Annotated in this window: 12 protein-coding genes and 1 tRNA gene; 9 read left to right on the top strand and 4 right to left on the bottom strand. The window is 64.5% G+C overall.

Annotated elements, in window-relative coordinates; all coding sequences use genetic code 11:
- Positions 1-19: 19 nt before the first annotated feature.
- The 6 genes from aceE (at position 20) to RHODMAR_RS13910 (ending at position 8633) form a co-directional block, all read left to right on the top strand.
- Positions 20-2842, top strand: coding sequence for a pyruvate dehydrogenase (acetyl-transferring), homodimeric type (aceE, locus tag RHODMAR_RS13935; RefSeq protein ID WP_008715573.1), 2823 nt, complete (start codon positions 20-22; stop codon positions 2840-2842).
- 87 nt (positions 2843-2929) lie between these two features.
- Complete coding sequence (locus RHODMAR_RS13930; protein WP_008715571.1) at positions 2930-4339, top strand: PucR family transcriptional regulator; 1410 nt, start codon at positions 2930-2932, stop codon at positions 4337-4339.
- 128 nt (positions 4340-4467) lie between these two features.
- Complete coding sequence (locus RHODMAR_RS13925) at positions 4468-5376, top strand: ACP S-malonyltransferase (protein WP_008715568.1); 909 nt, start codon at positions 4468-4470, stop codon at positions 5374-5376.
- 89 nt (positions 5377-5465) lie between these two features.
- Complete coding sequence (gene acpM, locus RHODMAR_RS13920) at positions 5466-5810, top strand: meromycolate extension acyl carrier protein AcpM (RefSeq protein ID WP_051048029.1); 345 nt, start codon at positions 5466-5468, stop codon at positions 5808-5810.
- An 8-nt stretch (positions 5811-5818) separates the two neighbouring features.
- Positions 5819-7069 (top strand): KasA/KasB family beta-ketoacyl-ACP synthase, encoded by a 1251-nt coding sequence (locus RHODMAR_RS13915; protein WP_008715564.1) that lies wholly within the window; start codon positions 5819-5821, stop codon positions 7067-7069.
- Between the two features lie 130 nt (positions 7070-7199).
- On the top strand, positions 7200-8633 hold the full coding sequence (locus tag RHODMAR_RS13910) for an acyl-CoA carboxylase subunit beta (RefSeq protein WP_008715563.1): 1434 nt from the start codon (positions 7200-7202) through the stop codon (positions 8631-8633).
- 108 nt (positions 8634-8741) lie between these two features.
- On the opposite strand, the gene RHODMAR_RS13905 is transcribed toward RHODMAR_RS13910, so the two are convergent.
- The 3 genes from RHODMAR_RS13905 to RHODMAR_RS13895 all read right to left on the bottom strand — a co-directional run bounded on the left by RHODMAR_RS13905 (position 8742) and on the right by RHODMAR_RS13895 (position 10742).
- Entirely contained in the window at positions 8742-9191 is a 450-nt protein-coding gene (locus RHODMAR_RS13905; RefSeq protein WP_008715561.1) for a cold-shock protein, read from the bottom strand.
- Positions 9192-9281: 90 nt separating this feature from the next.
- Positions 9282-9794 (bottom strand): DUF3145 domain-containing protein, encoded by a 513-nt coding sequence (locus RHODMAR_RS13900; RefSeq protein WP_008715559.1) that lies wholly within the window; start codon positions 9792-9794, stop codon positions 9282-9284.
- A gap of 144 nt (positions 9795-9938) precedes the next feature.
- Complete coding sequence (locus RHODMAR_RS13895) at positions 9939-10742, bottom strand: serine hydrolase domain-containing protein (RefSeq protein WP_008715558.1); 804 nt, start codon at positions 10740-10742, stop codon at positions 9939-9941.
- An 85-nt stretch (positions 10743-10827) separates the two neighbouring features.
- Here RHODMAR_RS13895 and RHODMAR_RS13890 point away from each other — a divergent pair, with 85 nt between their 5' ends.
- Both RHODMAR_RS13890 and RHODMAR_RS13885 read left to right on the top strand, forming a co-directional pair.
- A complete protein-coding gene (locus RHODMAR_RS13890; RefSeq protein WP_008715555.1) occupies positions 10828-12963 on the top strand; it encodes a molybdopterin-dependent oxidoreductase in 2136 nt (711 codons plus the stop codon).
- Between the two features lie 69 nt (positions 12964-13032).
- Positions 13033-13106: transfer RNA gene (locus tag RHODMAR_RS13885), tRNA-Ile, on the top strand.
- Positions 13107-13124: 18 nt separating this feature from the next.
- Here RHODMAR_RS13885 and RHODMAR_RS29115 read toward each other — a convergent pair.
- The gene (locus tag RHODMAR_RS29115) at positions 13125-13406 is read right to left on the bottom strand and encodes a hypothetical protein (protein WP_232433655.1); all 282 of its coding nucleotides are present in this window, start codon (positions 13404-13406) and stop codon (positions 13125-13127) included.
- Between RHODMAR_RS29115 and RHODMAR_RS29605 the strand changes: the two genes are divergently transcribed.
- A complete protein-coding gene (locus tag RHODMAR_RS29605; RefSeq protein WP_081606001.1) occupies positions 13356-13556 on the top strand; it encodes a helix-turn-helix domain-containing protein in 201 nt (66 codons plus the stop codon). The two genes, RHODMAR_RS29115 and RHODMAR_RS29605, sit on opposite strands and share 51 nt — an antisense overlap.
- Positions 13557-13566 lie beyond the last annotated feature (10 nt).

Here is a 13566-nt window from a genome sequence, read left to right as displayed (position 1 = left end):
ACATTGAGGAGTGCACACGTTGTCCGAAGAGAACAGCGGCGAACGGCAGAACACATCGTCTGCAGGTAAAACAGCAAGTTCGGACGGCCGGGTCCGCGTCATCCGTGAGGGTGTCGCGTCGTACCTGCCCGATATCGACAACGACGAGACCAACGAATGGATCGAATCGTTCGACGGCTTGTTGGAGAGATCCGGACCCAACCGCGCTCGCTACCTGATGCTCAGGTTGCTCGAGCGCGCCGGTGAGCGCCGCGTTGCGCTGCCGTCGCTGACATCGACGGACTACGTCAACACAATCCCCACCGAGAACGAGCCGTGGTTCCCCGGCGACGAGTCGATGGAACGCCGCTACCGCGCCTGGATCCGCTGGAACGCGGCCATCATGGTGCATCGCGCGCAGCGTCCCGGCGTCGGCGTCGGCGGCCACATCTCCACGTACGCGTCCTCGGCAGCTCTCTACGAGGTGGGCTTCAACCACTTCTTCCGCGGCAAGGACCACCCCGGCGGCGGCGACCACATCTTCATCCAGGGTCACGCCTCCCCCGGCATCTATGCCCGCGCCTTCCTCGAGGGCCGCATTCCGGCCGAGCGCATGGACGGCTTCCGCCAGGAAGCGAGCCACGAGAGCGAGGGCGGCGGACTGCCGTCGTACCCGCACCCGCGTCTGATGCAGGATTTCTGGGAGTTCCCGACGGTGTCGATGGGCTTGGGCCCGATGAACGCCATCTACCAGGCTCGCTTCAATCACTACCTCAACGACCGCGGCATCAAGGACACCACCGATCAGCACGTCTGGGCATATTTGGGTGACGGCGAGATGGACGAGCCGGAATCGCGCGGACTCGCTCATGTGGCCGCTACCGAGGGTCTGGACAATCTGACTTTCGTCGTCAACTGCAACCTGCAGCGTCTCGACGGCCCGGTCCGCGGCAACGGCAAGATCATCCAGGAACTGGAGTCGTTCTTCCGTGGTGCCGGTTGGAACGTCATCAAGGTCGTGTGGGGCCGCGAGTGGGATTCACTGCTGCACAAGGACCGCGACGGCGCGCTGGTCAACCTGATGAACACCACCCCCGACGGCGACTTCCAGACGTACAAGGCCAACGACGGAAGCTACGTCCGCGATCACTTCTTCGGCCGCGACCCGCGCACCAAGGAGCTGGTCAAGGATCTCTCCGACGGTGAGATCTGGAACCTCAAGCGTGGTGGCCACGACTACCGCAAGGTGCACGCGGCCTACGCGGCGGCGATGTCCCACAAGGGCCAGCCGACGGTCATCCTGGCGCACACCATCAAGGGCTACACCCTCGGAAAGCACTTCGAGGGCCGCAATGCCACGCACCAGATGAAGAAGCTGACGCTCGACGATCTCAAGACCTTCCGAGACCTGCAGCACATCCCGATCTCCGACGAGGAGCTCGAGAAGGATCCGTACATGCCGCCGTACTACCACCCCGGTGCGGACGCTCCCGAGATCCAGTACATGCTCGATCGGCGTCAGAAACTCGGCGGATTCGTCCCCGAGCGGCGCGTCGACGTCAAGCCGCTGCCGCAGCCGGGCGACGACACGTACAAGACGCTCCGTAAGGGCTCCGGCAAGCAGGAAGTCGCCACCACAATGGCGCTCGTGCGCGTGATGAAGGAGCTGCTGCGAGACAAGGAGATCGGCCATCGAATCGTGCCGATCATTCCCGACGAGGCCCGCACGTTCGGGATGGACTCGTGGTTCCCGTCGCTGAAGATCTACAACCGCAACGGCCAGCTGTACACCTCGGTGGACTCGGAGCTGATGCTCGCCTACAAGGAGAGCTCGGTCGGCCAGATCTTGCACGAGGGCATCAACGAGGCCGGTTCGACGGCGTCGTTCACCGCGGTCGGCACCTCGTACGCCACGCACGGCGAGGTCATGATCCCGCTGTACATCTTCTACTCGATGTTCGGTTTCCAGCGCACCGGCGACGGACTGTGGGCTGCGGCCGACCAGATGGCTCGTGGATTCGTCCTCGGTGCCACCGCAGGCCGCACCACGCTGACCGGTGAGGGCCTGCAGCACGCCGACGGGCACTCGCTGCTTCTCGCGTCGACCAACCCGGCGGCTGTCGCCTACGACCCGGCGTTCTCGTACGAGATCGCGCACATCGTCAAGGACGGCCTGCGTCGCATGTACGGCGGCACCGAAGGAGTCGAGGGCTTCGGCGGCGAGAACATTTACTACTACATCACCCTGTACAACGAGCCGTACGTACAGCCGGCGGAGCCGGAGAACCTCGACATCGAGGGTCTCCTCAAGGGCATCTACCGGTTCCTCGCTCCGCAGGAGGGTGACGGACCCGAGGCGCAGCTGCTCGCGTCGGGCGTCGGTATGGTCTCGGCCCGCAAGGCCCGGGAGCTGCTGTTCGAGGAGTGGGGCGTGCGCGCCGCTGTCTGGTCGGTGACGTCCTGGGGCGAGCTGCGCCGCGACGGCGTCGACGCCGAGCGCGATTCTCTGCGCAACCCCGGTGCCGACAAGCGCGTGCCGTTCGTCACCTCGGCTCTGGCCGAGGCCAACGGGCCCGTCATCGCGTCCTCGGATTGGATGCGCGCCGTTCCGGACCAGATCCGTCAGTGGGTTCCGGGCGATTACGTCACCCTCGGCACCGACGGCTTCGGGTTCTCCGATACCCGTCCGGCCGCTCGCCGAGTGTTCAACGTCGACGCCGAGTCGATCGTCGTCGCCACGTTGTCCGCTCTCGCGGCATCCGGTGAGATCGACAAGTCCAAGGCCGTCGAGGCCGCGGAGAAGTACAAGATCGACGACGTCACCGCAGCACCGACGTCGTTCGCCGATACCGGTTCGGCGTAGGTTCCACCCCTGTTCGGCCGACCCCCGTCCCATGTCGCGAAGCACGTCCGTCGCGATGTGGGCGGGGGTCGGGCGTAGGTTCTCCTTATGTCCGATGCGAAACCCGATTCACCGGGCAGCGCGTCTGCGCGTGATGTGTCCCGACGCGACGCCTACCGTGAAGCGTTGCGAGATTCGTTGACCCGCGATTCCTCGACGCGCGATTCACTGACCTCGGACAACGAAGTACACCTTCCGGTCGCCTCGCTTGCACCCTCTCGCCAGAAGCGCGATCCCCTGCCCGACGCCCTGCTGCGACGCGTCAAACAGTTCTCCGGCCGACTCTCGACCGAGGCCGTTACGACGATGCAGGGTCAGCTGCCCTTCTTCGGTGATCTGGATGCGGCCCAACGTGCCAGTGTCCAACTGTTGATTCAGACCGCCGTCGACAACTTCCTCGAGTGGTTGAAGAACCCCAACAGCGACATTCGCTTCTCTCTCGATGCATTCCAGGTCATCCCACAAGACCTTGCCCGACGCCTCACACTGCGCCAGACGGTCGACATGGTCCGGGTCGCGATGGAGTTCTTCGAGCAATGGCTCCCGGCGCTGGCACGTAACGATCAGCAGTTGGTGGCCCTGACCGAGGCCGTGTTGCGGTACGGGCGCGAGCTCGGTTTCGCGGCCGCGTCCGTCTACGCCAGCGCCGCCGAATCCCGCGGAGCCTGGGACACCCGCCTCGAGGCCCTCGTGGTCGACGCCGTGGTGCGCGGCGACACCGGCTCGGACATGCTCTCGCGCGCCGCCACGTTGAACTGGGACGCCACCGCGCCGGCAACGGTGTTGGTCGGTACTCCCCCGGACGACCGGGGCGTGTCGGTCGTCGGCACCGTGCATGCCGTAGCGCAGAAGCACGGCCGCGCCGCGCTTGCGGTGGTTCAGGGAACGAGACTGGTCATGGTGGTCAGCGGCCAGCTCACCGATTCGACTGCGCACCACGCATTCGTCGACGACATGCTGCAGAACTTCTCCGACGGACCGGTCGTCATCGGCCCGACCACCCGCACTCTCGGCGCAGCGCACTCCAGTGCCGTCGAGGCGTTCGCGGGGATGCAGGCCGTGGCCGGTTGGCGAGGTGCGCCGCGTCCAGTGCACGCGGGCGAGTTGCTACCCGAGCGTGCGCTGTTGAACGACGGTGCGGCGATCGCCGCGCTCAACGATCACGTGGTCGTTCCGTTGGCTGCGGCGGGGTCCAGTTTGGCCGAGACACTCGACGCATATCTGGATTGCGGCGGTGCAGTGGAAACCTGCTCGAGGCAGCTGTTTGTTCATCCAAATACGGTCCGTTATCGCCTCAAGCGCATTGCTGAAGTTACCGGTCGCGATCCCACCAACCCACGCGATGCGTACGTGCTCCGGGTCGCGGCAACGGTAGGTAGGTTGGCTCGAACACATCACGAACCGTCCCATTCTGCCCCATATGTCACACAGGTCACTTTCGGCGAAGTCGTTACGTAACGCTGAGCCACCGTGCGGCGATAGCGGATCTCCACGAGGCAATTTGTAGGGTTCCCACAAATTGCTTGTCGAGAGTTCATCGGGCGCGACATCACTGATACCGGGTCCGACGGTGTTCCCTTAGTCCTGTGATTGCGTTGCTTGCGCCCGGACAGGGCTCCCAGACTCCCGGCATGCTGCTGCCATGGCTCGAACTGCCCGGCGCGGCAGATCGGCTGGCGCTGTGGTCGAAGGCTTCCGGCCTGGACCTCGTCCGCCTCGGCACCACTGCCACCGCCGAAGAAATCACCGACACTGCGGTGACCCAGCCGCTGGTCGTGGCTTCGGCGTTGCTCGCCTTCGAGGAGATCGCAACGCGTGGCCTGTTCCCCGAGGACGCCGTCGTCGCCGGCCACTCCGTCGGCGAACTCGCCGCAGCCGCGATTGCCGGCGTCATCTCGTCCGACGAGGCAGTGTCGCTCGCCGCGGTGCGCGGTGCCGCGATGGCCAAAGCCTGCGCGCTCGAGCCGACCGGCATGTCTGCGGTGTTGGGCGGCGACGAGGCCGCAGTTCTCGCCCGGCTCGAAGAGCTCGATCTCACCCCGGCGAACGTCAACGCCGCAGGCCAGATCGTCGCAGCCGGCCTACTGACCAAGCTTGCCGAACTGGCCGAGAGCGCGCCCGAGAAGGCACGCGTTCGCGCCCTGCCGGTAGCCGGAGCGTTCCACACCAAGTACATGGCGTCCGCAGGCGACAGCGTTTCCGCCGCCGCCGCCGCCATCACTGCGTCGGAGCCGACGCGGACTCTGCTGTCCAACTCGGACGGCCAGCCGGTCACCTCGGGTGCCGACGCACTGACAAAGCTTGCCGCTCAGGTCACTCGCCCCGTGCGATGGGATCTGTGCACTGCCTACCTGCGCACCGCCCAGGTCACCGGACTTGTGGAACTGCCCCCGGCAGGTGCACTGGTCGGCATCGCCAAGCGTGAACTGCGCGGCGTCGCCAACCTCGGCCTGAAGACACCGGCGGACATTTCCGCACTGGCCGAGCTCGGTTAGCTCGGTAACACCAACCCCGCAGTCTCGGCACTGCGGGCTCAGCTTCCACTCCCCGAGTGGCAGAAATGCACAACCGCGTCTCGAAGCACATGACTTCGGCGTTCGACACAGAAGAGAAGGGACCCACAACAGTGGCCAGCCAGGAAGACCTCATCGCCGGACTTGCAGAGATCATCGAAGAGGTCACGGGCATCGAACCGTCCGAGGTGACCGTCGAGAAGTCCTTCGTGGACGACCTCGATATCGACTCGCTCTCCATGGTCGAGATCGCAGTGCAGACCGAGGACAAGTACGGCGTGAAGATCCCCGACGAGGACCTCGCAGGTCTGCGCACCGTCGGCGACGCCGTCAACTACATCCAGAAGCTCGAAGCGGAGAACCCCGAAGCCGCAGAAGCTATCAAGGCCAAGCTCGACGACTCCGCGAGCGAGTGAATCGACCCATGACCAACCCATCCACCGCCAACGGACGCTTCCCCAGTGTCGTCGTCACCAGCCTCGCTGCGACCACGTCACTTGCGGGTGACGTCGATGCCACGTGGAAGGGTCTGCTGAACGGCGACAGCGGTATCCACACTCTGGAAGACGATTTCGTCTCCGAGTTCGGTCTGCCCGTGCGGATCGGCGGGCACCTCGCGGTGAAGCCGCAGAGCCTGCTCTCACGGGTCGAGATCCGTCGCCTGAGCTACGTGGAGCAGCTGGCCACCGTGCTCGGTCGTGAGGTATGGAAGAACGCCGGCACGCCCGACGTCGATCCGCTTCGCCTCGGCGTGTCGATCGGCACCGGGCTCGGTGGCGGCGACGCGCTGATCGATGCCAACGACAAGATGAAGGCCGGCGGTTACCGCAAGGTGTCCCCGCTCGCCGTTCAGATGGTCATGCCGAACGGCCCAGCAGCGGTCGTCGGACTCGAGCTCAAAGCACAGGCCGGCGTCATCACCCCCGTCTCCGCCTGCTCCTCGGGATCGGAAGCCATCGCACACGCATGGCGGATGATCGTGATGGGCGACGCGGACATGGTCGTCACCGGCGGCGTCGAGGGATACATCGATGCGGTTCCGATCGCCAGCTTCTCCATGATGCGGGCGATGAGCACCAACAACGACGACCCGAAGGGTGCGTCACGTCCGTTCGACAAGGACCGTGACGGTTTCGTCTTCGGTGAAGCGGGCGCGCTCATGGTCATCGAGACCGAAGAGCATGCCAAGGCACGCGGCGCAACGATTCACGCCCGACTGCTCGGTGCTGGAATCACCTCCGACGGTTTCCACCTCGTGGCTCCCGATCCGGAGGGCAAGGGTGCCGCTCGCGCCATGAAGCGTGCGATCGAGACCGCAGGCCTGCAGAAGTCCGACATCACCCACGTGAACGCTCACGCAACGGCAACTCCTATCGGAGACACCGCCGAGGCGCTGGCGATCAACCAGGCCGTCGGAAATCACGCAGCGGTGTACGCACCGAAATCCGCTCTGGGCCACTCGATCGGTGCCGTCGGTGCCCTCGAGTCGGTACTGACGGTGCTGGCAGTGCGTGAGGGAATCATCCCTCCCACACTGAATTTGGAGAATCAGGATCCCGAAATCGATCTCGACGTCGTCAAGGGCGAGCCCCGCGTCGGACAGATCGATTACGCGATCAACAACTCGTTCGGATTCGGTGGGCACAACGTAGCGCTCGCCTTCGGAAAGGCGTGATGCACTGAGTCGATCTTTCGACTCAGCGAATCTCGCTCTCGCAGTGCATGATCCGAGTTGGGGCCGTTCGCCAGGGAACGGCCCCGGCTCGGGCCTCGCCCCCAACAGGGGCCCTGAAGAAGGACAAGCGATGACAATTCTGGCCCCCGTCACACGATCCGGTACCTCCACCGATCCCCGCGATCCTCTCGCCCGTCTCGAGAATCTCTTCGATACCGGAACCACTGTTCCCCTCCATACTCGGGACAAATCCGGAATCCTCGCGGCCTCCGGTGAGATCGACGGCGTCCACACCATCGCCTACTGTTCCGACGCCACCGTCATGGGCGGTGCCATGGGTGTCGACGGATGCAAGCACATCGTCGCCGCCATCGACACCGCAATCGAGCAGCGCGCTCCGATCGTCGGCGTCTGGCATTCCGGTGGCGCTCGCCTCGCCGAGGGCGTCGAAGCTCTCCATGCCGTCGGACTCGTCTTCGAGGCCATGGTCCGAGCGTCCGGCCTCGTCCCCCAAATTTCCGTCGTCCTCGGCTTCGCAGCCGGCGGCGCCGCCTACGGTCCTGCGTTGACCGACGTCGTCATCATGGCTCCCGAGGGTCGCGTGTTCGTCACCGGCCCCGACGTCGTCCGCAGCGTCACCGGTGAGCAGGTCGACATGGCCTCGCTCGGCGGCCCCGACACTCACCACAAGAAGTCCGGCGTGTGCCACATCGTCGCCGACAGTGAAATGGACGCCTTCACCCGCGCCCGCCGTCTGGTGTCCATGTTCTGCGAGCAAGGCGAATTCGACATCGCCGCCGCCGAGCACGGCGATACCGACCTGCGAGCGTTGATGCCCGAATCGAACCGTCGCGCATACGACGTCCACCCGATCGTGCACGAACTGCTCGACAACGTCGAAGGAGAATCGACGTTCGAGGAGTTCCAGGGCGGCTGGGCCCGCAGCATCGTCATCGGTCTCGGACGCATCAGCGGCCGCACCGTCGGCGTCATCGCCAACAACCCGATCCGCCTCGGCGGCTGCCTCAACTCCGAAAGTGCCGAGAAGGCAGCGCGGTTCGTGCGGCTGTGCGACGCGTTCGGAATCCCGCTCATCGTGGTCGTCGATGTGCCCGGATATCTGCCCGGCGTCAGCATGGAATGGGAAGGCGTCGTCCGTCGCGGAGCAAAACTGCTGCACGCCTTCGCCGAAGCCACCGTCCCCCGGGTCACGCTGGTGACGCGCAAGATCTACGGCGGTGCGTACATCGCCATGAATGCGCGCGCACTCGGTGCCACCGCCGTGTACGCCTGGCCCGGTTCCGAGGTCGCCGTGATGGGCGCGAAGGCAGCCGTCGGCATCCTGCACAAGAAAGCTCTGGCAGCCGCGCCCGAGGAAGATCGTGAGGCCTTGCACGATCGCCTCACCGTCGAGCACGAAAGCATCGCCGGCGGCGTCGAGCGCGCCGTGGCCATCGGTGTCGTCGACGAGGTCATCGAGCCGAGCAAGACTCGCAGCACCGTTGCGAAGGCTCTCGCAGCGGCTCCCGCGGCACGCGGAAACCACAAGAACATCCCGCTCTGATCGTCGAGCTCCGACCGCCCGCCCCCGTTGGGATCAATGTGGCTTTCAGGCGCTCAGAGTGCAACAAAGCCACATTCATCCGGACCGGGGCGGGCGACAGTAGTCCGGTCAGGTCTCGATCCACTTGTGTTCGTGAGCCAGTCGCAGCATCGTTGATCGGACGTCGAGGATCTGCGTCGCAGTCAAGCTGCCGTTGGACGTCAGGAGAGCGTCGGTCAGCTCGGCGGTGAAGTCCGTTTCGGACAGCACGTCACAGAGGACGTCCTCGAACTGCTGGTGCTCGGTGACCGGAACGGTGTTGCGATACGGCACGTCCGGCTTGTGCCGGGTGACCAGTTCGGTCGATGCCGGACCGTCGATGATTTGCACCTGGGTGGCCTTGAGGCCTCGATCGCCTTCGACGGCGACGTATTCGACTCGAACCCCCGGTGCCAACAGACGTTTGTCGAAGTCCAGATCGTTGACGTGAATGAACACGTCCTCGCCGCCCTCGTCCGGCGCTACGAATCCGTACCCCTTGAACTCGTCGAATCGAATCACTTTTCCGGTCGACAACATCGAACTCACCACTCCACGGTCGTTCCCACATGCCTACCCAGGCACGCTCGCGAAACTACCGCGATGGACAACCCCCAGCAACCCCTACGTCTAGCCGACGTTACGGCTCAGCCACGTCACTTCTGCGCCGGCACCGCCGGTTCGGTACGGCTCGAGGGCCGCATCCCAGTCCGAGCCGAGAGCGTGCTCCACGGCCGCGGTGAAGTTGCCCTGGTTGTTCTCCATCAGGGCGCGCAGTCGCATCTCGCCGAGCACCACGTCTCCGTTGGCGCTCGTCGTTCCGCGCCACAGGCCCAACCCGGGCACGTGTGAGAACCGTTCGCCGTCGACGCCTTCACTGGCGTCCTCGGTCACCTCGAACCGCAGCATCTGCCACGAGCGCAGAATGCCGGCGAGGTTCGCTCCGGTTCCGACCGGGCCGACCCAGTCGGTGGTGGCGCGCAGCTGCCCATCGGAGGCGGGCTGCGCAGACCACTTCAAGTTCGCCCGGCAGTCGAGAGCGTCGGTCAACGCCCATTCGACATGCGGACACAGCGCAGCGGGCGACGAGTGGATGTACACAACACCCGACGTCGCTTCTGCGAATTGATTCGATCCACGCATTGCACTACCTCCAGCTTCGACGAGGGACGTCTTCCCCAACGACCTCGACATGCTTCGACTGGCTGCAGTGAATCAATGCGTATGTGTACTAGTGTGCCCCGAGTTGCCCCTGTTGCGCCAGTGCAATCTGTAGACAGATGGGATTTACTCTGCGAGCACTGCGTCGGACAGTTCGGGCCACAGCGGTTTCGCCCAGTCTCCGAACGCCCGATCGGTCAACACCACGCACGCCGTCTGCACGGTGGGATCCACCCAGAGGAACGTTCCGGCCTGCCCGAAGTGGCCGAAAGTTGCCGAGGAGTTCTTGCTTCCGGTCCAGTGCGGGGTCTTCTCACCACGCAGCTCGAACCCGAGTCCCCAGTCGCAGGGCTTGTGGGATCCGTACCCGGGCACGATTCCGTTGAGACCTGGAAACTGAACAGCTGTCGCCGACGCCGACGTTTGCGGCGCGACAAGCGTCGGCGCGAGCAACTCCGAGGCGAACCGCTGCAAGTCTGCGAGCGTCGAGCTCGCGCCATGCCCTGCCGATCCCGGGAGCGAGGTGTTCGTCATCTGCAGCGGGCGGCACACGGCCTCGTCGAGGTAATCGGGAAAGGCAATTCCCGCTTCGGCTTCGATCAACTCCGCCAACACCTCGAACCCGGCGCTCGAATAAATTCGCTTGGTGCCGGCCGGCGCTTGCACCGTCCGATCCGCGAACGCCAATCCCGACGCGTGTGCCAGCAGATGACGCACCGTCGACCCTTCCGGCCCTGCAGGCTGATCGAGCTCCACCGCACCCTCCTCGAGGGCAACGAGCACCGCGTATGCGCTCAGTAGCTTGGTGACCGATGCGAGTTCGTAGACGCGCTCGGTGTCGCCGACTTGCTCACGAACGCCGGAGTCGGTGACGACGGCGGCACTGACATGGTCGACGGGCCACGAGGCGGTGAGATCGAGGGTAGGCACGACTGCAGAGCCTAATTGTCGCTCGAACGGCGTGGCCCGGTCCCCCGCCGGGCTACTCTCGGTCCACAGGGATGGGAGACATGCGATGTCGGTTGTGTTCGGATCGTGCAATCTGTGCGAGGCAATATGTGGGCTCGAGTTCACCGTGGAGAACGACGCGGTGGTGTCGATCCGCGGCGACGAGAAGGACCCGCTTTCGCGCGGGCACATCTGCCCCAAGGCACTGTCGCTGATCGATCTGCACGCCGATACCGATCGGCTCACAAGGCCGGTCAAGCGGGTGGGTGAGAAGTGGCTCGAGATCGGCTGGGACGAGGCGTACGACCTCGTCGTCGACGGTCTGATCTCGACGCGCAAGAAGTACGGCCGCAATGCAGTCGGTCTCTACCAGGGAAATCCGAACGTTCACTCGATGGGCGCGATGACTCACGGCATTCCGTTCACGTCGTTGCTCAGGACGCGCAATCGCTACTCGGCCACCTCACTGGATCAGTTGCCGCATCAGCTCGTCGACCATCTCCTCTACGGCCATCAGCTGTTGCTGCCGATTCCCGATATCGATCGAACCGACTTCTTTCTCGTTCTCGGCGGCAACCCGATGGCCTCCAACGGCAGCATGATGACCGTGCCCGATTTCGCCAAAAGAGCGCGGGCACTGCGTAAACGGGGCGGCCGGCTGGTCGTGGTCGATCCACGCAAGACGGAGACCGCAGATATTGCCGACACCCACTTCTTCGTTCGTCCCGGCAGCGACGCGCTGTTGTTGCTCGCGATGATTCACACGATCGTCGCCGACGGCACTTCTCGGGTGGCCGACTACATCGACGGGGCCGATCGACTCGCAGATCTCGTTGCCGATTTCACCCCGGAGTCCGTGGCCCCTGTCGTGGGTATCTCGGCGGACGAGATCTCCACCCTGGCCCATGATTTCGCCGCAGCGAAATCAGCGGTGGCGTACGGGCGAATGGGGGTCTCCACCCAGCAGTTCGGCACGGTCTGCCAGTGGGCAATTCAGATATTGAACATCGTGACGGGCAATCTCGATCGCCCGGGTGGTGCCATGGTGACCGATCCTGCTGTCGATCTGATCTCACAGGGCATCGTCAGCCGTGGCCATTTCGACAAGTGGCGCAGTCGCGTTCGCGACCTGCCCGAGTTCGCTGGCGAATACCCCTGTTCGACGCTGGTCGACGAGATCACCACCGAGGGCAAGGACCAGATTCGTGCGATGGCGGTGCTGTCCGGCAACCCGGTGTTGTCGATGCCCGGCGGCAGCACCCTGAACGACGCGTTCGCGAACCTGGATTTCATGGTGTCCTTCGATTTCTACATCAACGAGACCTCGCGTCACGCGCACGTGATTCTGCCGCCGACGATGTCACTCGAACGCGACCACTACGACCTGATCTTCAGTTCCTTCGCAGTACACAACACCGCGAAATACTCGCCCGCGGTTCTACCCAAGAAGGCTCACGCCAAGCATGATTGGGAGATCTTCCGAGACCTGTCACTGCGCTACAAGAGTGCACTGGCCGGTTCGACGGTCGATCGGCTGAAATCTCGCCTGAGCCCGAAGAACATCATCGGCGAGGCCCGCCTGCGCCTGTCCCCCGCACGTACCCTGGACATCCTGCTCCGTAGTCGGCGAAAAGGGCTCTCGCTGAGGCGGCTTCGCGCCAATCCGCACGGGATCGATCTCGGTCCGTTGCGTCCGGGCTTTCCGCAGAAGCTGAAGACGCGCGACAAGCGCGTCCAGTTGATCCAGGATGTCGTGGTTTCCGAACTTCCCGCGTTGGTGGATCTGATGAATTCCAGTGCTGTTCCGAGCGGTGACGAGTTGCTGCTGATCGGTCGGCGACACCTGCGCAGCAACAACTCCTGGATGCACAACACCGCCAGGCTCACCAAAGGCAAAGCGCGACATCAGCTTCTGGCCCATCCGGACGATCTTGCCCAGCGCGGGATCGAGGACGGATCGTTGGTGTCGGTCACCTCCGCCGCCGGAACCGTCGATATCGAGGTAGCGGCGTCCGAGAAGATGATGCCGGGCGTGGTGAGCATGCCGCACGGTTTCGGACATCAACGCCCCGGTGTGCAGTTGTCGGTGGCGACGACGGTCCCGGGGCCGAGTGTCAACGACATCACCGACCCCGGCCGCGTCGACGCCGTCTCGGCCAACGCGATCCTCAACGGCGTCCCGGTGCAGGTCCGGGCCAAATAGCCGCCCCGATGCACCGCGTCGAAGCCGGGATTCTGTACGATTCTGCTGGCCCGTGCCTGGTACGGGATTGGGGCGGTAGCTCAGTCGGTTAGAGCCGTGGACTCATAATCCATTGGTCGCGGGTTCGAGCCCCGCCCGCCCCACCGAGAAGTCGTCGGCCTCTACTTTCTTGTCGCGGCTTCGGCCATTCCCCACAGTCGTTGTGCAGCAACCGGATCAACGGCGTGTTGCGCCACTCCGCGCTGCCCGGAGCGGACAGTCGGGGCCGGCTGATTGTCCTCGAAGTACCGACCGGTCACTCCCTCGGTGAGCGGCGATGCGGCGAGCAGCACGCTCGGCGCGGCACCTTCGGCGAGGGTCTTCGAGTAAAGCTGCGCAATGACGTCGTCGGCATGGGTCCGTCGACCTACCGCACGGCGTGGCGCATGGAACTGGTCGCTCACAAGCTGCGAGTCGGCAACGAACCACTGACAAGGATTGCCCGCGAGGTCGGGTACGGATCCGACAGCGCCCTTTCGGTGGCATTCAAACGTGTCATCGGCGTCTCGCCGGACAACTATCGTCGCTCGGCTGTTTCGGACCCGACCTCCTGAAAGCCCGGTT

The sequence above is a fragment of the Rhodococcus sp. AW25M09 genome (assembly GCF_000333955.1).
Taxonomy (GTDB): Bacteria; Actinomycetota; Actinomycetes; order Mycobacteriales; family Mycobacteriaceae; genus Rhodococcoides.
Note: the sequence above shows the minus strand (reverse complement) of the source record. Positions and strands in the feature narration are given on the sequence as shown.